Genomic DNA, 18,899 nt, shown 5'->3' with positions numbered 1-18,899 from the left:
TGAAACGTTATTTCTGCATCGGCAGGTTGAGACCGTGCTCCTGCGCGCAGCTTTGCGCTAATTCGTAACCGGCATCCGCGTGACGCATTACGCCGGTGGCCGGATCGTTCCACAGCACGCGGCCCAGACGCGCATCGGCTTCTTTGCTGCCGTCACACACAATCACCACGCCGGAGTGCTGCGAGAAGCCCATGCCGACGCCGCCGCCATGATGCAGACTCACCCAGGTCGCGCCGCCTGCGGTGTTCAGCAGGGCATTGAGCAGCGGCCAATCGGATACCGCATCCGAGCCGTCTTTCATCGCTTCGGTTTCACGGTTCGGTGACGCCACGGAACCGCAATCCAGATGGTCGCGACCGATGACGATCGGCGCTTTCAGCTCGCCGTTACGCACCATTTCGTTGAACGCCAGCGCCGCTTTGTGGCGCTCGCCGAGACCCAGCCAGCAGATACGCGCCGGTAAGCCCTGGAAGGCGATACGCTCCTGCGCCATGTCGAGCCAGCGGTGCAGATTCTGGTGATCCGGGAACAGCTCTTTCAGCTTGGCATCGGTTTTGTAGATATCTTCCGCATCACCTGACAGCGCCACCCAGCGGAACGGGCCTTTGCCTTCGCAGAACAGCGGACGAATATAGGCCGGCACAAAACCCGGGAAATCGAAGGCATTTTTCACGCCCTCATCCAGCGCCACCTGACGGATGTTATTGCCGTAATCCACGGTCGGGACGCCCATGTGATGGAAATCCAGCATCGCCTGCACATGTACCGCCATTGAGGCGCGCGCGGCTTTCTCCACCGCTTTCGGGTTGCTGACACGCTCGGCTTCCCAGCGCGCCAGATCCCAGCCGACCGGCAGATAACCGTTAATCGGATCGTGTGCTGAGGTCTGATCGGTGACGATGTCCGGCTTCATGCCGCCCGCTTTGGCACGTTTCACCAGCTCCGGCACGATTTCAGCAGCGTTGCCCAGCAGACCAACAGAAATGGCACGCTTCTCTTTATTGGCCTGATCAATCAGCGCCAGTGCTTCGTCCAGCGTATAGGCTTTGTGGTCGACGTAGCGGGTGCGGATACGGAAATCGATACGTGATTCCTGGCACTCAATCGCCAGCACGCTGGCACCGGCCAACACACCCGCCAGCGGTTGTGCGCCGCCCATGCCGCCCAAACCGGCGGTGAGGATCCAGCGGCCGCTGAGATCGCTGTCGTAATGCTGACGACCCGCTTCAGCGAAGGTTTCGAAGGTACCTTGCACGATGCCCTGCGCACCGATGTAGATCCACGAACCGGCGGTCATCTGGCCGTACATCATCAGGCCTTTTTGATCCAGCTCGTGGAAGTGATCCCAGTTGGCCCAATGCGGCACCAGATTCGAGTTAGCCAGCAGCACGCGCGGCGCATCGGCATGCGTACGGAACACGCCCACCGGTTTACCGGACTGGATGAGCAGCGTCTCTTCCGGCTGCAGGGCGCGCAGCGAACGCAGGATCTGCTCAAAGCACTCCCAGTTACGCGCGGCTTTACCGATGCCGCCGTACACCACCAGATCTTTCGGGCGCTCTGCCACGTCAGGATCGAGGTTGTTCTGGATCATGCGGTAAGCCGCTTCAATCAACCAGTTGGCGCAGTGCAATTCATTACCGCGCGGCGCACGGATTTCACGGGCTACAGCCTGAGTCAAAGTTTCGCTCATCATCGATTCCTTAATTAACAGTCTTACGCTGGCTTGGCAGCAGCGCGGTAAGGGATTCAGGCCATGCAGGTGCGCTGGCCCACAGACGCATGGATTCGATATCCGGCGCCAGTAAACGGTCGTGATCGAGGAAGGCCACCTTCTCGCGAATGCGGCTCATCTCTTGCTCCAGCGTCGGCGAACTCTGTAGCGGACGATGGAAATCAATGCCTTGTGCCGCAGCCATCGCCTCAATGCCGACCACAGCGGCGGTGTTGAAGCACATGCTGCCGAGGCGGCGGGCCGCGTAGGTCGCCATCGAGACGTGATCTTCCTGGTTAGCGGAGGTTGGCAGGCTGTCAACGCTGCCCGGATGCGCCAGCGATTTGTTCTCAGACGCCAGCGCTGCAGCAGTGACCTGCGCAATCATAAAGCCGGAGTTAACGCCGCCATCATTGACGAGGAACGGAGGTAAACCGGAAAGGCCGGTATCCAGCAGCAGCGCCAGACGACGCTCGGAGATCGCGCCGATTTCGGCAATCGCCAGCGCCAGAATATCAGCGGCGAAGGCCACCGGCTCGGCGTGGAAGTTACCGCCGGAAATCACATCGCCACTGTCGCTGAACACCAGCGGATTATCGGAGGCGGCGTTGGCTTCAATCTGCAACACGCGCGCGGCGTGCGACAGGTTATCCAGGCAGGCGCCCATCACCTGTGGCACGCAGCGAATCGAGTAGGGATCCTGCACGCGGCCGCAGTGGGTGTGTGAGCCGAGGATTTCACTGCCGGCTAATAAAGAGGAGACGGCGGCGGCAACGTTGATCTGTCCCACCTGGCCGCGCGCTTCGTGAATCCGCGCATCGTAAGGTTTCACCGAGCCTTTAATCGCTTCCAGCGACAGTGCGCCGGCCATCAGGCCCGCCGCGAACAGGTTTTCCGCTTCGAACAGCCCGCGCAGCGCCAGCGCATTCGAAACCTGCGTGCCGTTGAGCAGCGCCAGACCTTCTTTGGGGCCCAGCACAATCGGCTGCAGGCCAACGCGCGCTAAGCCTTCGGTCGCGGGGATTAACTCGCCATCGACGCGTACCTGACCTTCGCCCAGCAGCATCAGGGAAAGATGTGCCAGCGGGGCCAGATCGCCTGACGCGCCCACCGAACCTTTCTCCGGGATGCACGGCATCACACCGGCGTTGAACAGCGCCAGCAGCGCTTCAATCAGTTCGATACGCACGCCAGAGTGACCGCGCGCCAGGCTGATAATTTTGGTCGCGACCACCAGACGTGCCACGTTGTCCGGCAGCAAATCGCCGAGGCCAACGCTGTGCGACAGCACCAGATTGCGCTGCAGCTCGGCCAGCCGCGCCGAAGGGATCTGCGTCTGCGCCAGCTTGCCGAAACCGGTGTTGATGCCGTACACCACGTTGCCGGATGCGACGATGGCATCGACGGTTTCATGGGCACGCGCAATCGCTGCGCGCGCATCATCGGCCAACGTGAGCGTTACCTTGCTTTGATAGATGGTGCGCAAGGTAACGAGGTCCACTTCACCGGGAACGAGGCGAATTTCCTGAACCGAACCTGACATAGTCTACTCCTGTCTATACAAGTGATCTGGCATGAATGGGACGCCGATATTTTGCGATGTGGCTGTCCGATTTGCCGTGGATTGCGATGAGTGAAGCATAAGTGTCTAATCTTGTCTATACAAGTAGCAAGCGCTATGCCAGATTGTTCACGTTCTGTGAAATACGACGCAATGCGCGTTATGCGGTGTAAACGCAGCGGGATTGCACCGGAGCAGGGCGAAAGCTGCACCAATGCTGGGCACTTTGCACAATTAGATGTATATACATTTACGGGCTGAGACAGTAAACTTTGGGCATTATTCTTTATAGGAACAGGAAATGGCGGAGCAAACAGCAGTAGCACAGCTGGCTGCGGCGATGGGCGATGAGCCTGCGCCGATTTACCAGCGGGTGAAGCAGGCGATCGTCAGCCAAATCCGCGAAGGTCACTGGAAAGCCAACCAGCGCGTGCCGTCTGAAAGTGAACTGGTGAACGAGCTGGGCGTCAGTCGTATGACCATTAACCGCGCGCTGCGTGAACTCACCAGCGAGGGTTTTCTGGTGCGCATGCAGGGCGTGGGCACCTTTGTCGCGGAGATGAAGGGCTACACCGCGATGCTGGAAGTGCACAACATCGCCGATGAGATCGCGCAGCGTGGCCATCGTCACAGCTGCAAGATTTTGTCGATTGGGCAGATGAAGGCCGATCCGGAACAGGCGGCGGTGCTGGGATTATCCACCGGGCAAACGCTGTTCCATTCGCTGATTGTGCATTACGAAAACGATCTGCCGGTACAGCTGGAAGATCGCTTGGTCAATCCGCTGGTGGCACCGGATTATCTCAGCCAGGATTATCATCAGCTGACGCCGTACACCTATTTGATGCGCGTTGCGCCGCTGACCGCCGGTGAGCATATTGTGGAAGCGGTGCTGCCGGATCTGCGCCAGCGTAAGCATCTGGCGCTGGATGAACATGAGCCGTGCCTGCTGATTCGTCGTCAGACGTGGAGCGACAACAAGATTGTGACCTACGCGCGACTGTTGTATCCGGGATCGCGCTATAAGTTGCTGGGGCGCTTTAGAGGTCACGGCTAAGTGTGACAAATAACAGTCTGGCATCCGACGTTTGCGGTGCCAGATGTAGCTTTTCATCCAGCCACCAGATCCCCTGATCCACTTCCAGCATCTCCCCAGCCGATGTTTGCCATTCTCCCGCCAACACCCACGCCACGCCGTTTTCACTGCTGGCCGTTTTTTGCTCAACGGTAACCTGAGAACGCCAGCTGTCGCGGCGCGTCATGATATTAAAATCCTCACAGCTGCCGCGAATGCGGGCGTCAATCGCCCATTCACCGGGAAACGGCCAAGGTCGATGCGGCTGTAAAACGTGTTCCCCGTGATCGCCGCGCAACAGCACGCTATCGCCGTGCAGCAGGGTAATCACGCGATCGATGCCGGGAAAAGGTGAAAACGGCCCGTCGGCGGAGATGGTAGCGATGCTGGCGCGCCAGGCAAACTGCGCGTCGCCCGGCGGATAGCTGACGATTTCTCGTGTTTCACCGCCGCCGTTGCGCCAGCGGCTGACCGGAAGCTGGTCGTAGGCAAAACGGGTGCTCATTGTAACGCCCTCATCGCCCCGGCAAAGTTCGCTGCTGCACGCTCTTCTGCCGCATGATGGCCTTCGCTGATTACCTGCTTGCCCGCCACAAACACGTCGCGGATCTGTTCGCGCTGGCCGCCAAACAGCCAGCGGTTCAACAGCGCTGTGCTGCTAACGCTGCTGAGGAACGCGTCTTCTGCCAGCACCAGCCAGTCGCCACGTTTGCCTATCGCCAGTTCACCCGCCGGCAAACCACACGCCTGCGCGCCGCCCTGTGCGGCTTGCTGCCACAGCAGATCGCCTACGGAAGGTTGATTGGGCAAGGTGATGCGGTTGCGACGACGATCGCGCAGTCGCTGGCCGTACTCCAGCCAGCGCAGCTCTTCCAATGCGCTAAGCGACACGTGGCTGTCGGAGCCAATGCCCCAGCGGCCGCCGCGCGCGATGTACTCGACTGCCGGGAAAATGCCGTCGCCGAGGTTGGCTTCCGTGGTCGGACACAATCCCGCTACCGCGCCGCTTGCCGCCATGCGCTGAATTTCGTCGTCATCAAGATGAGTGGCGTGAATCAAGCACCAGCGCTGATCGACCGCGAAGCGATTGAGCAGCCACGCCACCGGACGCTCACCGCTCCACGCCAGGCTGTCGTTAACCTCTTTCTCCTGCTCGGCAACGTGAATGTGCACTGGCACATCCTGCGGGCAGGCGGCTAATACTTCGTGCATCTGCGCTTCATTTACCGCGCGCAGCGAATGGAAGCAGATGCCATGATTAAGCAGCGGCTTATCCGCGCTCCAGCTCGCCACGCGCTGCTGCTGTTGCAGATAGGCGTCGGATTGCTGAATGAAACGGCGCTGGCCGTCGCTGGCCGGTTGCGAACCAAAACCGCTGTAGCTGTAGAGCACCGGCAGCAAGGTTTGACCGATGCCGGCGGTCTCCGCCGCCGCCATCAGTGCCAGCTGCATGGCATCATCGGCGTAGGGTTTGCCGTGCGCGTCGTGGTGCAAATAGTGGAATTCCGCCACCTGGCTGTAGCCGCCTTTCAGCATGTCGATGTAAAGATGCGTGGCGATAGCGCCAACCTGCTCGGGCGACAGGCGCTGCACCATGCGATACATCAGATCGCGCCATGTCCAGAAGCTGTCCTGCGGATCGCCCGCCACTTCAGCCAATCCCGCCATCGCGCGCTGGAAGGCGTGTGAATGCAGATTCGCTATCGCCGGAATCACCGGTCCGGCAAGACGCGTAGCATCGCCGGGCTCGCTGTTGGGCGCGAGTTGGGTGATCTGTCCGGCTGCGTTGGTGGTAATCAGCACGCGCTCATGCCAGCCGTCGGCCAGCAGTGCGCGTGGGGCAAAATAGGTTGTCATGGTTGATCCTGCATGGCGGAAAGTTGTATATACATATACATACTTTGAAGCGCAGTGTAAATCGCCCAACGCGAAGGGGAGTGGGATGGCAGAAACAGAGCAGATCGACAGCCTGTGGCTGGGGGCCGACATCGTTACGATGCGTGACGGGCACTACAATCTGATTGCCGACGGCGTGCTGGCGGTCAATCAGGGAAAACTGATTTGGGTGGGGCCACGCAGTGAATGCCCGGCTTTTTCCGCGCGCGAACAGCACCAATTTTCCGGCGGCATCATCACGCCCGGTCTGGTGGATTGCCATACGCATCTGGTGTTTGGCGGCGATCGCAGCCAGGAGTTTGAGCAGCGTCTTAATGGTGTGAGCTATGCAGAAATCGCTGCGCAGGGCGGCGGCATTCTTTCCACGGTGCGCGCCACCCGCGCGGCCTCGCAGCAAGAGCTGGTGGCAAGTGCGCGCTGGCGGGTGGATCGCCTGCTGGCGGAAGGCGTCACCACGGTAGAGATCAAATCCGGTTACGGCCTCGATGAGGCCAGCGAACTGACCATGCTGCGCGCCATTCGTGAGTTGGCGGAAACGGTGCCTGCCGATGTGCAGGCCACTTGCTTAGCCGCGCACGGTTTCCCGCCGGAGTTTAAAGACAATCCGCAAGGCTGGATCGATATCATCTGCCAGCGCCTGTTACCGCAGGTGAAAGCAGAAGGGTTGGCGGATGCGGTGGATGCGTTTTGCGAGCATTTGGCCTTTTCTCCTGAGCAAGTTCGCACGGTCTTTGATGCCGCCAAAGCATTGGGCATGCCGGTGAAACTGCACGCCGAGCAGCTTTCGGCGCTGGGCGGCGCGGCGCTGGCGGCCAGTTACGGTGCGCTCTCCGCCGATCATCTGGAGTACGCCACCGCAGCGGATGCGCAAGCGATGGCGCAGCACGGCACCGTGGCGGTGTTGCTGCCGGGCGCGTTTTATCTGTTGCGTGAAACCCAGCGTCCGCCGGTAGCACTGTTCCGTGAACACGGCGTAGCGATGGCGCTGGCCAGCGATGCCAATCCGGGCACCTCACCGGCGCTTTCGCTGCGACTGATGTTGAACATGGGCTGCACGCTGTTTGGTTTGACGCCGGAAGAGGCGTTAGCGGGCGTGACCTTGTGGGGCGCCAAAGCGCTGGGATTACAGCACTCGCACGGTTCGCTGGAAGCGGGCAAGGTCGCGAATTTTGTTCACTGGCCGCTGGCGCGTCCGGCTGAGCTGGTTTACTGGCTGGGCGGCGAGTTGCCGTGCCAGGTTATTTATCGTGGAGAAGCGCAATGACACCTTTTCATTTCACCGCCGGTAAGATTCCGCTGCTGGTCAGCATTCCTCACGCCGGCACGCAGTTAACGCCGGAAGTGGACGCCGGCCTGAGCGACGCAGCGCGCGGCCTGCCGGATACCGATTGGCACTTGCCGCTGCTGTACGATTTTGTGCGCGATCTCGGCGCCAGCGTGTTAATTGGTCACTATTCACGTTTTGTTATTGACCTTAATCGCCCGGCGGATAATCAGCCGCTCTACACCACGGCGACCACCGGCTTGTATCCGGAAACCCTGTTCGACGGCAGCCCCACCTTTGCACCGGGTAAAACGCCGAGCGCCGAGGTACGCCAGGGTTATCTGGACACGATTTGGCAGCCTTATCATCAACAGCTGCAGCAGGAGCTGGCACGCCTGAAAGCTGAACATGGTTACGCGCTGCTGTTTGATGCGCACTCGATCGCCTCGGTGATCCCGCGGCTGTTTGAGGGGCGTTTACCGGATCTCAACATCGGTACCAATGATGGCGCCAGCTGTTCAACGGCGGTGATCAACGCGATCAAACAGGTGTGTAATGCGCAAAACGATTACAGTTGGATCGCGAACGGACGCTTTAAAGGCGGCTATATTACCCGCGCCTACGGCCAGCCGGATCAAGGCGTGCAGGCGGTGCAGCTGGAGCTGGCGCAGCTCAATTATATGGATGAAACCTCGCCGTTTGCCTGGCAGCAGGATCGCGCAGCGCAGCTGCAGAAGGTACTGAAACCGCTGATGCAGGCGTTTCTAGACGCCGGTAAATCGAACTAAATCCCCGCACCTATTCGTAGCGGCGCAATTTATTGCACGTTATTCAGATTGGCAAGGTGGTCGCCATTCATACGCGCGATTAATCGCGCCGCTACGATTCGTGATCCTGCACCACCACAATGCACACCTTGCCTCCTCGCGGTGCAATATTACGTCCATCGCGTGACCATCTCCCTTAATTTGCGGCTTTGCCGATTTGGCATAGTGCTTGCTAGGTTGTATGTACAAGTAAAGACCGCGCAGCGATTATGAATTTTTATACTGGCTGGCTCACAAAAAGCTTATGCCGACAATGATCTGCCGCACGCTAACTTGTATATACATGAAAGGTCATCTGTAAATATTGCATAAGCAGAGACTGCCAAATTCGATTAATAGCCAGGAGATGCCGCATGACGCACCGCGCCCCGATTCGCCGTTTTTGCCTCACGACCCTGTTTGCCAGCCTGATGATCAGCGGCATTGCCGTCCAGGCGAAAGAGTGGAAATCGATCACCATCGCTACCGAAGGCAGCTACGAACCCTGGAACCTGACGCTGCCGGGCGGCAAGTTGGGCGGCTTTGAACCGGAACTGATGGAAGACCTGTGCAAGCGCATGGGCATTCAGTGCAAGCTGGTGGTGCAGAACTGGGACGGCATGATCGCCGGCCTCAACGCCGGAAAATATGACGTGATCATGGATGCGATTGTCATCACGCCAGAGCGCAAAAAAGTGGTTAACTTCACCACGCCATACGCTTCAACGCCCGCCACCTTTATTACCACTAAAGACAATCCGCTGCTGCCGGCCGATCACAACATCATCAAGCTGCATGACGACGAGAAAGCGATCAACGCGGCAATTGCCCCACTGAAAGCGGCGCTGAAGGGCAAAACTATTGGTATCGCCTCCGGCACGGTTTACACGCCCTTTATCGACAAGTACTTCAAAGGCGATACCGAGGTACGCGAATACACCTCTTCGGCGGATGCGATGCTCGATCTGCAATCCGGTCGTATCGATGCGGTGTTCGATGACGTGACCTTTGCGCAATCGATGCTGGCGCGCAAAGAGAACAACAATCTGGTCTTCAGCGGCCCACAGCTCGGCGGTCCAATTTGGGGCGAGGGCGAAGCAATGGGCGTACGCATGGCGGATAACGATCTGAAAGCCAGGCTGGATGAGGCGATCCATGCCGCGCTGGCTGACGGCACGGTGAAAAAGCTCAGTGAGAAGTGGTTTAAAACTGACGTAACTCCGTAAGTGAGGTGAAAGATGATGAGCCTGCTGAGTTTTGGTGCTGATGGTTGGGGCCGCCTGATCCTGAGCGCCGCCTGTACCACGCTGCTGCTGTCGCTGGTGGCGCTGATGATTGGTGCGGTGGTCGGTTCCGGTGTGGCGGCCGCCAAATTATCGCCTCAGCGCTGGCTGCGCTGGTTGGGTGAAGGCTATTCGGTGGTGTTTCGCGGCATCCCGGAACTGCTGGTGATCTACCTGTTCTATTTTGGTGGATCCGGCCTGATTACGCTGGTTGGGCAGATGTTCGGCGCAGATGGCTTTATCGAAGCGCCGCCGTTCCTGATTGGGGCGCTGGCCATCGGGCTCATCTCGGGTTCGTATCAGGGTGAAGTGTATCGCGCGGCGCGTCTGGCGCTGGCCAAAGGCGAAGTGGAAGCGGCGGTGGCGATTGGCATGCCGCGCTGGCGCATCGCGCAACGCATTCTGCTGCCGCAGGTGGTGCGTTACGCGCTGCCGGGCATGTCGAACGTGTGGCAGATGAGCCTGAAAGACTCGGCGCTGGTGTCGGTCACCGGCATCGTCGAGCTGATGCGCGCCAGCCAGGTTGCGGCGGGATCCACGCGCGATTACTTCACGTTTTATCTGGTTGGCGCTGCCTGTTATCTGGTGCTGACGCTGGTGTCTAATCATGCGTTTCGTCGGGCAGAGTCGCGCCTCGGACGCGCGTGGCAAAGTCGCACTGCGGCGCAGCATTAAGGAGCAGCAGCATGATCGACTTCGCTTTTCTCTCGGATACCTTCCTCAAGCTGAGCGCCGCGCTGCCGGTGACGCTTGGCCTGTTTATCAGCGCCTTTCTCTGCGGCGGCATATTGGCGATTGGCATTTTGTCACTGCGCATGAGCCGCTGGCGGGTGCTGAGCGGCTTCGCAAGCGGCTACATTCTGGTGTTTCGCGGCTCGCCGCTGATGATTCAGCTGTTTCTCATCTATTACGGTCTTGGCCAGTTTGGCGTGATCCGCCACAGCTTCGTCTGGCCGTTCCTGCGCGAGCCCTTTATTTGCGCGGTACTGGCGCTGTCACTCTGTACGGCAGCCTACACCGCTGAGATTTTGCGTGGAGCGCTGCTCGCCGTGCCGGCCGGACAAGTGGAAGCCGGTCTCGCCTGCGGCATGTCACGCTGGCTGCTGCTGCGCCGCATTATCGCGCCGATCATGCTGCGCTATGCGCTGCCGGCGTACTCCACCGAAGCGATTTTGCTGGTGAAGTCCACCGCGCTCGCCAGCCTCGTCACCGTGTGGGACGTGACTGGCGTGGCGCAGCAGATCATTCAGCGTACCTATCGCACCATGGAGGTGTTTGTCTGTGCGGCGGCGATCTACCTGATTCTCAACTTTATTATCGTCCAGCTGTACGCGCTGTTAGAGCGCCGTCTGACCCCGGCGCATCGTGTCGCAAAAAAGCCGATGCCCGCCGTTAAACCGCTTGCCGGAGAGTAATATGCATTCCACATCACCCGTTACCTTATCCGCCACTGATATCCATAAATCCTTTGGCGCGATGGAAGTTCTGAAAGGCATTTCGCTACAGGCGCATCAAGGCGATGTCATCTCGATTCTTGGTGCCAGCGGCTCGGGCAAAAGTACCTTGCTGCGCTGCATCAACCTGCTGGAAACGCCGGATGCTGGCGTGGTGAGCGTCGGCGGCGAAACCATTGAGATGAAACGCCATGCGCGCGGCCATCAGCTGGCGGCCAATCCGAAACAGATTGAGCGCTTGCGTTCACGCCTTGGCATGGTGTTCCAGAGCTTTAATCTTTGGTCGCACATGACGGTGCTGCAAAACGTCATTGAAGGGCCGCACTATGTGCTGAAGCGCGACAAGAAAAGCTGCATCGCCCAGGCGGAGCAACTGCTGGATCGCGTTGGCTTACTCAATCGCAAGGATTTCTACCCGGCGCAACTGTCGGGCGGCCAGCAGCAGCGCGTGGCGATTGCCCGCGCGCTGGCGATGGATCCGGAAGTGATGCTGTTTGATGAACCGACTTCGGCGCTCGATCCGGAACTGGTGGGCGAAGTGCTGAAAGTGATGCGCAGCCTGGCGGAAGAGGGGCGCACCATGCTGGTGGTGACGCACGAAATGGGCTTTGCGCGCAACGTCTCCAACCGCGTGGTGTTTATGCATCAGGGCACCATTGATTGTCAGGGCGCGCCGGAAGAGATGTTTGGCGAGCAGGGATCGCAGCGCTTTAAGCAGTTTATCTCCAGCCATCACGGCGTGGAGCAGCCAGCATGACCATCGTATGGGGCGACAGCCCCTTAACCTGGCAAGAGCTGGTGCAGGTGGCGCGGCACAACGCGGAACTGAGTTTGAGCGTCAGCGCCTGGCAGCGCATTGCGCAGGGGCGCGCGATTGTCGATGAGATTGTCGCCAGCGGCCAGATCGCTTACGGCATCAATACCGGCCTCGGCGCGCTGTGCAACATCACCCTGCCGGAAGATCAGCTCAGCCAGCTGTCGCGCAATACGCTGCTGAGTCACGCCTGTGGCGTGGGTCCGCTGCTGACGCGTGAGCAGGCGCGCGCCATTCTGTGCGCGGCGATTGCCAATTACAGCCACGGCAAATCGGGCGTGTCGGTGGCGCTGGTGCAGCATCTGCTGGCGCTGCTCAATCAGCAGATAACGCCGCAGGTGCCGTCGCAGGGTTCGGTCGGCTACCTCAGCCATATGGCGCATATCGGTCTGGCGCTGATTGGTGTCGGCGACGTGGAGTATCAAAACCAGATCATGCCCGCGGCGCAGGCGTTAACGCTGGCGGGATTACAGCCTTATCGTCCGGGGGCCAAAGAGGGTTTGAGCCTGGTCAACGGCACGCCGTGCATGACCGGCTTGTCCTGCCTGGCGCTGGATGATGCGGCGCGTTTGCTGGATTGGGCCGATGTCACCGGTGCGATGAGTTTTGAGGCGCTGCGTGGACAGCGGGTGGCCTTTGATGCCGAAGTGATCGCGCTGAAAGCCAGTCCGGGCATGCAGATAAGCGGTCAGCGCTTACGTGCATTGCTGAGTGATAGCCCGCTGCTGGCGACCAGCGTTGGCATTCGCACTCAGGATGCGCTCAGCCTGCGATCCATGCCGCAGGTACATGGCGCCAGCCGCGATCAGTTCGATCACGCGGCGCGCCAGATTGAAACCGAACTCAATGCCTGCACCGATAATCCGCTGGTGCTCGGCACGGCGGATAACTGGCGCGTAGTGTCGCAGGCTAACCCGCACGGCGAATCGGTGGCGATGGCGGCGGATCTGCTGGCGATTGCCATGGCGGAAATCGGCAGCATCGCCGAGCGGCGGCTTGATCGTTTGGTCAATCCGCTGGTGAGCGGCTTGCCGGCGTTTCTGGTGGCGCAGCCGGGCGTTAACTCCGGCATGATGATTGCGCAGTATGTGGCGGCGTCACTCTGTGCGGAGAATCGCCAGCTGGCGCAGCCGGCGGTGCTGGATAACTATGTGACCTCGGGTTTGCAGGAGGATCATCTCAGCCTCGGCACCGGCGCGGCGCTGAAGCTGCTGAAGCTGGTGGGCAACGTGTGGCAGATTCTGGCGATCGAGTATCTGCTGGCGGCGCAGGCGCTGGATTTCCACGGCGAAGAGCAGCTGGCGCAGGGAACGGCGCAGGCATTGCGACGCTTGCGCGCGGTGGTTGCCAACTGGCAGGAAGACCGCTGGCTGGCACCGGAGATCGCGCGGGCGGTAGAGGTGTTGAAGAGCGGTTTGTAACATGGTCGCCATTTACGGCGACCTGACCAAGGATCAGCGGCGAGCGTCCGGGCGCACCAAATCGAAACGCAGTTCTTCGCTGATGCCGTAATAGGCCGACGGGCCTCCGGCACGCAGGATTGGCTGTGCTTTGGCCGTTTGATAAATACCCTCTTCCAGCAGGGCTTCATCAATATGAATGGCGACCGCTTCGCCCAGCACCAGCCAGCTATCAATCGGCTGGCCCTGGGCATCCTGCAACTGAATCAACTGCGTCAACTTACACTCAAAATTCACCGGGCTTTCCGCCACCATGCTGACATTGACGTGTGACGCTGCAAGCGGCGTTAATCCCGCCAGCGCAAACTCATCCTGTTCTGACGGCACCGATGCGGAGCTCTCATTCATCGCCTCGGCTAGCGGACGCGTGGCCAGATTCCAGACAAACTCTTTGGTCTCTGAGATATTTTGTACGCTGTCTTTCCAGCCGCTGCTGGCAAAACCAATAATCGGCGGATGATAGTTAAAGCAGTTAAAGAAGCTGTAGGGCGCTAAATTGCGAACCCCGCTGGCGCTTTGCGAGCTGACCCAGCCGATTGGGCGAGGGCCGACGATGGCGTTCAACGGATCGTGCGGCAAACCGTGTCCCGCGCGGGGCTGATAAGAGTAACGCTGACGAGTCATAACCATCCTTATAAGAGAACCTGAGTGTGGTGCACTAATCTCATCTAATACGGTGAATTCGATTAAGCGCATTGTGCGATGCCGCTAGCCAGAGTATCTTACGCCCGCGCTATTTTCCGGAGAAACTATGAACAAGCCAGCCGCCACGTCACCTTTCCATCCGCGTAACCGCCACCAGGGCCGTTATGATTTTGCTGCTCTGACCGCAGCCCATCCGCCGCTGGCGGTGAAAGTGCGTCCCAACGGCTACGGCGAGTTGTCGGTGGATTTCGCCGATCCTGAAGCGGTGATGCTGCTGAATCAGGCGCTGCTGAAGCTGTTCTACAACCTCAACTGGCAGCTACCTACAGGTTATCTGACGCCGCCGGTGCCGGGCCGTGCCGATTACGTGCATGCGCTGGCCGATCTGCTGGCGAGCGACAACGGCGGCGTGGTTCCACGCGATCTGGATGTAATGGACATCGGCTGCGGCGCGAACTGCATCTATCCGCTGATTGGCAACGCCGAATATGGCTGGCGCTTCACCGGCACCGATATCACCGCCGAAGCGATTACCGTGGCCGGGCAGATTGTGGCGAGTAATCCGGGCTTGCAGCGCGGCGTGCGTCTGCGTCGGCAAAAAGAGGCCTCGGCGATTTTCGCCGGCGTGGTGCATAAAAATGAACGCTATCATGCGGTGCTGTGCAATCCGCCTTTCCATTCATCTGCGGAAGAGGCGGCCAGCGTGGGTCAGCGCAAAACGCGCAACCTTGGCTTAGGCAAAAATGCGCCGCTTAATTTTGGTGGCCATCACAACGAATTGTGGTGTGACGGCGGTGAGCGCAAGTTTGTTGGTCAAATGATCGCTGAAAGCGTGACGCACTCAGACGCCATTATTTGGTTCACCTCGCTGGTCTCACGCAAAGAGAATTTACCGGCGCTGCGCGACCAGCTGTGCGATCTCGATGCTTATGAAGTGCGCATCATTGAAATGGCGCAAGGTCAGAAGCAGAGCCGCTTCATCGCCTGGACGTTCCAGCCGCCGGCGACGCGCGCCAAACGGCTGAAACGCTAACCTCATTGCGCCGGCGGCAACGCCGGTAAGCTGGCAGCGGAGGGAATATCGCTGCCGGTTTGCATCACTGCTACCGTTTGATGCGGCGCTTTAATGGCGGCCGCATCAAAATGCTTCTTCACCTTATCATCCAGCGCAAAACGTACCGTCCACTGCTTCAGCGGCTGGGTGGTGAATGACACGCGCACGGTAAAGGATTGGTTGGTTAATCCCACTAATCCGGCAAAACTCGGCTCGCCAATCACCATGCCGCGAATCTCCGGGTTCTCCAGCAGCTCTTTCACCGCGCCCTGCAGCGTTTGGTTAACGCGTTCGGTATCTTCACTGCGATCCACATCGTAGTTCGCCACGAACGAGCCGATGCCGCGCACAAAGTTGGCGAAGGTGGTGATCGATGACCACGGAATAATGTGATACGCACCGGTATCCTGACGCACGCCCACCGAGCGAATTGACATGCGCTCTACGGTGCCGGTGATCGGGCCAATCGTGACTAAATCACCGGTGTTCATGCCGTTCTCAAACTGGATAAAGATGCCGGTGATGATGTCCTTCACCAGTGTTTGCGAACCGAATGATACCGCCAGACCGAGCGCACCGGCACCGGCTAGCAGCGGCGCAATATTCACGCCCACTTCCGACAGTAAAATCATAATGGTGATGGTGCTTATTACGACCGCCAGCGCGTTACGAAACAGCGTCAGCAGCGTGCGGGTGCGTGCGCTTGGCATGGGGCGGCCATGCGAATCCGAGGCGAGACGACTTTCGATCAGGCTTGCCAGCAGCGTCCAGCCGACTGCCGACAGCAGCACAATGATCACGATACGAATCAGCACATCCACCATTTTTTGGCCGGCGCCAAGCGTGAGCCAGTGCCAGAGATCAAACAGATTCCATGCGTTGAGTAGCAGCAACAGCGTGGCAAACACCGTGACCACGCGCGCCAGTTTCAGCAGCGCTTTCACCCAATCGTTAACGCGCTTTTGCAGCTCAGGATAGTTGCGGCGCATGTCGGGCGACAGCGTGACGGTTTTGCCAATCCAGCGCGTCAGCATGCCGGAAATCAGCGCAGCGATAACCACGATCGCCAGGCTGCGCACCGTGGCGGACATCATAAACTTCAGGCTGTCGCCGGGATTGAAGATCGAGAACAGGAACAGCGCGATAAAGTAGGCGCTGGCCAGCCAGTGCCACACCATGCCAAAGGCGCGGATGAACAGCGCAAAGAAGCTCAAGCTGCGATCGGCAAGACGCGACAGTTCATGATGGATGTTGCTTTTGTTGCGGAAAATCAGCCACAGCGCCCAGCCGGTCATGATCCCCATAATCAGCATGTTGACCAGCGCCGCCACCTGAATATTCACCTGATTGGAGACAATCGGCACCACCACCAGTAAACCGTAACCGATGATGCCGCTTAGCCAGCTCAAACGTGTGTTCCAGTAGCTGGCGCGCGCATCGGTTAAGTGGAAGAAGCGCAGCGAAGGGAAACGCGGGCAGAATATCAGCCGCAGCACCGCTTTAAAGAACTCAATCAGCGCGAAAGCGTTAAGGAAAAGGCCTTGCTGATAGGCGATGGTGCGGTTGTTGTTGTGATAGTTGTCGCTGATGATCTGACCGACAAACAGCGTCAGCGCTAGCAGCACAATATCGAGCACAAAGGCCATCAAGATAGTGGCGGGCAAGTGCAGCCACTTGGTGCGCTCAAGGTTTTGATCGCGTCCCCAGCGGCCCATGCGGCGCCACACCGGCCACATCAGGCGGCGTGTCAGCCAGTAAAATGCAAACACCGCGGCGGAGAGCGCAGCGAAGTATTTCAGCGCGTTGAAGAAGGTTTGCTGGTTAAAGGATTTGTGTGGCGCATTGGTGATGTTGTCATGCAGTTGCACAAACTGCGCGGCCACCGCGCCGCCATATTCACGCGTTACGCTGGTGACGCTCTCCAGTACCGTGAGATCGTCCTGATTGGCCTGCGGCGGCGCCAGCACCGGTTGGTCGCTGGTGGATTGGCTGTTGGCAGCCTGACGTAACTGATCGATCAGCTCCTGACGCGAGGCATTGTTATCCAGAATATTCGCCAGCGCGGCATAGGCGGCTTTTTTCTCGTCTAAGCTGGGTTCGCCTTCGGCTTTATCATCCGCTGCCGGGGTTTGCGACTGCTGTGCTGCGACGGCCGCCTGCGGCAGATTAACGGCCTGCGCCGGGGGAATGAGAAATAGAGTGAACAAACTGAAGAGTAACCACACGGCTGAACGCCATGGTGGGCTGGCAGACGACATCGCTTTTCTCCTTTAGCTTCGCGCAGCGGCACAAGAGAGAAGTATAGTCAGTGATGGAAGGTGAAGATTTTGAAAAGGAAAATTGAATCGTGGTACCTGCCGTAGTGGCGCGATAAATCGCGCCGCTACAAATGGTGCATGTAAAAAACCGCCGCCGAAAATGGGCGACGGTTTAATGGCAGAGCTTAGGATACGTGCTGCAGGAACTCGCGCAGACGGTCGCTCGGCGGGTTGGTGATCAGATCGTCCGGGTTGCCATCTTCTGCGATGGTGCCTTTGTCGATAAAGATCAGACGCGAAGCCACTTTTTGGGCGAAACCGACTTCGTGCGTCACGATGACCATCGTCATGCCTTCTTCCGCCAGATCCTGCATCACTTTCAGTACTTCGTGACGCAGCTCGGGATCCAGCGCTGAGGTTGGCTCATCAAACAGCATCATCTTCGGTTTCACCGCCAGCGCACGCGCAATCGCCACGCGCTGCTGCTGACCACCGGAAAGCTCAGACGGGAAGTGGTGTGCACGCTCGGCGAGGCCCACTTTACCCAGCAGCTCACGCGCCAGCTTATGCGCTTCCTCTTTCTTCGTACCACGCACGCGAATCGGACCAAAGGCGACGTTATCCAGCGCGCTCATTTGTGGGAACAGATGGAACTGCTGGAACACCATGCCCGCTTCCTGACGAATCAGTCGCTCATCCACTTTTGGATCATTCACCTTCATGCCATCGACAACCAGCTCACCGGTGGTGATCTCTTCCAGCTTGTTGATGCAGCGCAGCAGTGTGGATTTACCGGAACCGGACGGTCCGATAATCACCACTACTTCGCCTTGATTAATCTTCAGGTTGATGTTGTGCAGAACCTGAGTCTGGCCGAAATTCTTCGAGACGTTTTTAAATTCAATCACAGAATTTTCATCCTTTTCTCAATACGGCGCAGCACAAAGCTCAACACCAACGTAATAACCAAATAGATAATGGCAACGGCGCTCCAGATCTCCAGCGCGCGGAAGTTACCGGCAATGATCTCCTGACCCTGACGCGTCAGTTCGGCCACGCCAATCACGATAAACAGCGACGTATCTTTGATGCTGACAATCCACTGATTACCCAGCGGTGGCAGCATACGGCGCAGGGCCAGCGGCATGATCACATAACGCAGGGTCTCGCGGCGCGACAGACCCAGCGCCAGACCCGCTTCACGGAAGCCTTTATTAATCGACAGTACCGCACCGCGCGTGATTTCCGCGATATAAGCGCCGGAGTTGATCATGATGGTGACCACCGCCGCGCTGAACGGATCGATACGCAGATCCGGGAAAGCCATCGGCAGGGCGAAGTAGATAAACATCACCTGAACCACGATTGGCGTACCGCGAATCAGTTCGATGAAGACTAAGGCGATGTTGTTGGTGATCCAGCCGCCGTAGGCGCGGGCAAAACCGGCAACTAAACCGATAATTAAACCGCCGACCAGGCCGAGGACCGAGATCAGCAGGGTCATTTTGGCGCCTTCGATTAAAATCGGCAGGGCAGGCCAAATGACGCTCCAGTCAAACTCCATGGTGTGACTCCAAAATCTGTTGCGTGGAAATGTAAAAAGCAGGGAGTGTCA

At 58.8% G+C, this 18,899-nt stretch carries 17 protein-coding genes; 9 read left to right on the top strand and 8 right to left on the bottom strand.

Going from position 1 to position 18,899, the window contains the following annotated elements:
• Positions 1–7: 7 nt before the first annotated feature.
• Both hutU and hutH read right to left on the bottom strand, forming a co-directional pair.
• Positions 8–1,693 carry a urocanate hydratase gene (gene hutU, locus MWH02_RS05035; RefSeq protein ID WP_271460007.1) on the bottom strand — a complete coding sequence of 562 codons (1,686 nt, stop codon included), beginning with the start codon at positions 1,691–1,693 and terminating at the stop codon, positions 8–10.
• A gap of 10 nt (positions 1,694–1,703) precedes the next feature.
• Positions 1,704–3,257, bottom strand: coding sequence for a histidine ammonia-lyase (gene hutH, locus MWH02_RS05030; protein WP_101763129.1), 1,554 nt, complete (start codon positions 3,255–3,257; stop codon positions 1,704–1,706).
• A gap of 319 nt (positions 3,258–3,576) precedes the next feature.
• Between hutH and hutC the strand changes: the two genes are divergently transcribed.
• On the top strand, positions 3,577–4,332 hold the full coding sequence (gene hutC, locus MWH02_RS05025) for a histidine utilization transcriptional repressor HutC (protein WP_008102577.1): 756 nt from the start codon (positions 3,577–3,579) through the stop codon (positions 4,330–4,332).
• On the opposite strand, the gene MWH02_RS05020 is transcribed toward hutC, so the two are convergent.
• Positions 4,316–4,855, bottom strand: coding sequence for a HutD/Ves family protein (locus tag MWH02_RS05020; protein ID WP_271460006.1), 540 nt, complete (start codon positions 4,853–4,855; stop codon positions 4,316–4,318). The genes hutC and MWH02_RS05020 overlap by 17 nt on opposite strands.
• A complete protein-coding gene (locus MWH02_RS05015) occupies positions 4,852–6,207 on the bottom strand; it encodes a formimidoylglutamate deiminase (protein ID WP_271460005.1) in 1,356 nt (451 codons plus the stop codon). The genes MWH02_RS05020 and MWH02_RS05015 overlap by 4 nt, the downstream gene beginning before the upstream one ends.
• A gap of 85 nt (positions 6,208–6,292) precedes the next feature.
• Between MWH02_RS05015 and hutI the strand changes: the two genes are divergently transcribed.
• From hutI to MWH02_RS04980, 7 genes are all read left to right on the top strand, one after another.
• The gene (gene hutI / locus MWH02_RS05010) at positions 6,293–7,510 is read left to right on the top strand and encodes an imidazolonepropionase (RefSeq protein WP_271460004.1); all 1,218 of its coding nucleotides are present in this window, start codon (positions 6,293–6,295) and stop codon (positions 7,508–7,510) included.
• Positions 7,507–8,298 carry an N-formylglutamate deformylase gene (hutG, locus tag MWH02_RS05005; RefSeq protein ID WP_271460003.1) on the top strand — a complete coding sequence of 264 codons (792 nt, stop codon included), beginning with the start codon at positions 7,507–7,509 and terminating at the stop codon, positions 8,296–8,298. Before hutI ends, hutG begins: the two co-directional genes overlap by 4 nt.
• A gap of 392 nt (positions 8,299–8,690) precedes the next feature.
• A complete protein-coding gene (locus tag MWH02_RS05000; RefSeq protein ID WP_192236565.1) occupies positions 8,691–9,542 on the top strand; it encodes a transporter substrate-binding domain-containing protein in 852 nt (283 codons plus the stop codon).
• A gap of 12 nt (positions 9,543–9,554) precedes the next feature.
• A complete protein-coding gene (locus MWH02_RS04995) occupies positions 9,555–10,274 on the top strand; it encodes an ABC transporter permease (protein WP_101761023.1) in 720 nt (239 codons plus the stop codon).
• An 11-nt stretch (positions 10,275–10,285) separates the two neighbouring features.
• Positions 10,286–11,014: an ABC transporter permease gene (locus MWH02_RS04990; protein ID WP_210080604.1), complete on the top strand. Its 729-nt coding sequence runs from the start codon at positions 10,286–10,288 to the stop codon at positions 11,012–11,014.
• 1 nt (position 11,015) lies between these two features.
• Positions 11,016–11,810 (top strand): ABC transporter ATP-binding protein, encoded by a 795-nt coding sequence (locus MWH02_RS04985; protein WP_271460002.1) that lies wholly within the window; start codon positions 11,016–11,018, stop codon positions 11,808–11,810.
• Positions 11,807–13,288 (top strand): HAL/PAL/TAL family ammonia-lyase, encoded by a 1,482-nt coding sequence (locus MWH02_RS04980; protein ID WP_271460001.1) that lies wholly within the window; start codon positions 11,807–11,809, stop codon positions 13,286–13,288. The genes MWH02_RS04985 and MWH02_RS04980 overlap by 4 nt, the downstream gene beginning before the upstream one ends.
• A gap of 33 nt (positions 13,289–13,321) precedes the next feature.
• Here MWH02_RS04980 and MWH02_RS04975 read toward each other — a convergent pair whose 3' ends face one another.
• Positions 13,322–13,951, bottom strand: coding sequence for a flavin reductase family protein (locus MWH02_RS04975; protein ID WP_137385452.1), 630 nt, complete (start codon positions 13,949–13,951; stop codon positions 13,322–13,324).
• 127 nt (positions 13,952–14,078) lie between these two features.
• On the opposite strand from MWH02_RS04975, the gene rlmF reads away from it, so the two are divergent.
• Positions 14,079–15,005, top strand: coding sequence for a 23S rRNA (adenine(1618)-N(6))-methyltransferase RlmF (rlmF, locus tag MWH02_RS04970; RefSeq protein WP_271460000.1), 927 nt, complete (start codon positions 14,079–14,081; stop codon positions 15,003–15,005).
• 2 nt (positions 15,006–15,007) lie between these two features.
• Here the strand turns inward: rlmF and ybiO are convergent, their stop codons facing one another.
• The 3 genes from ybiO to glnP all read right to left on the bottom strand — a co-directional run bounded on the left by ybiO (position 15,008) and on the right by glnP (position 18,848).
• Entirely contained in the window at positions 15,008–17,284 is a 2,277-nt protein-coding gene (ybiO, locus tag MWH02_RS04965; protein WP_271459999.1) for a mechanosensitive channel protein, read from the bottom strand.
• A gap of 185 nt (positions 17,285–17,469) precedes the next feature.
• Positions 17,470–18,192 (bottom strand): glutamine ABC transporter ATP-binding protein GlnQ, encoded by a 723-nt coding sequence (gene glnQ / locus MWH02_RS04960; protein ID WP_110865810.1) that lies wholly within the window; start codon positions 18,190–18,192, stop codon positions 17,470–17,472.
• Entirely contained in the window at positions 18,189–18,848 is a 660-nt protein-coding gene (glnP, locus tag MWH02_RS04955; protein WP_007887744.1) for a glutamine ABC transporter permease GlnP, read from the bottom strand. The genes glnQ and glnP overlap by 4 nt, the downstream gene beginning before the upstream one ends.
• Positions 18,849–18,899 lie beyond the last annotated feature (51 nt).

The sequence above is a fragment of the Pantoea leporis genome, assembly GCF_028048155.1.
Lineage (GTDB): Bacteria > Pseudomonadota > Gammaproteobacteria > Enterobacterales > Enterobacteriaceae > Pantoea > Pantoea leporis.
This window is presented reverse-complemented; position numbering and strand designations above follow the sequence as displayed.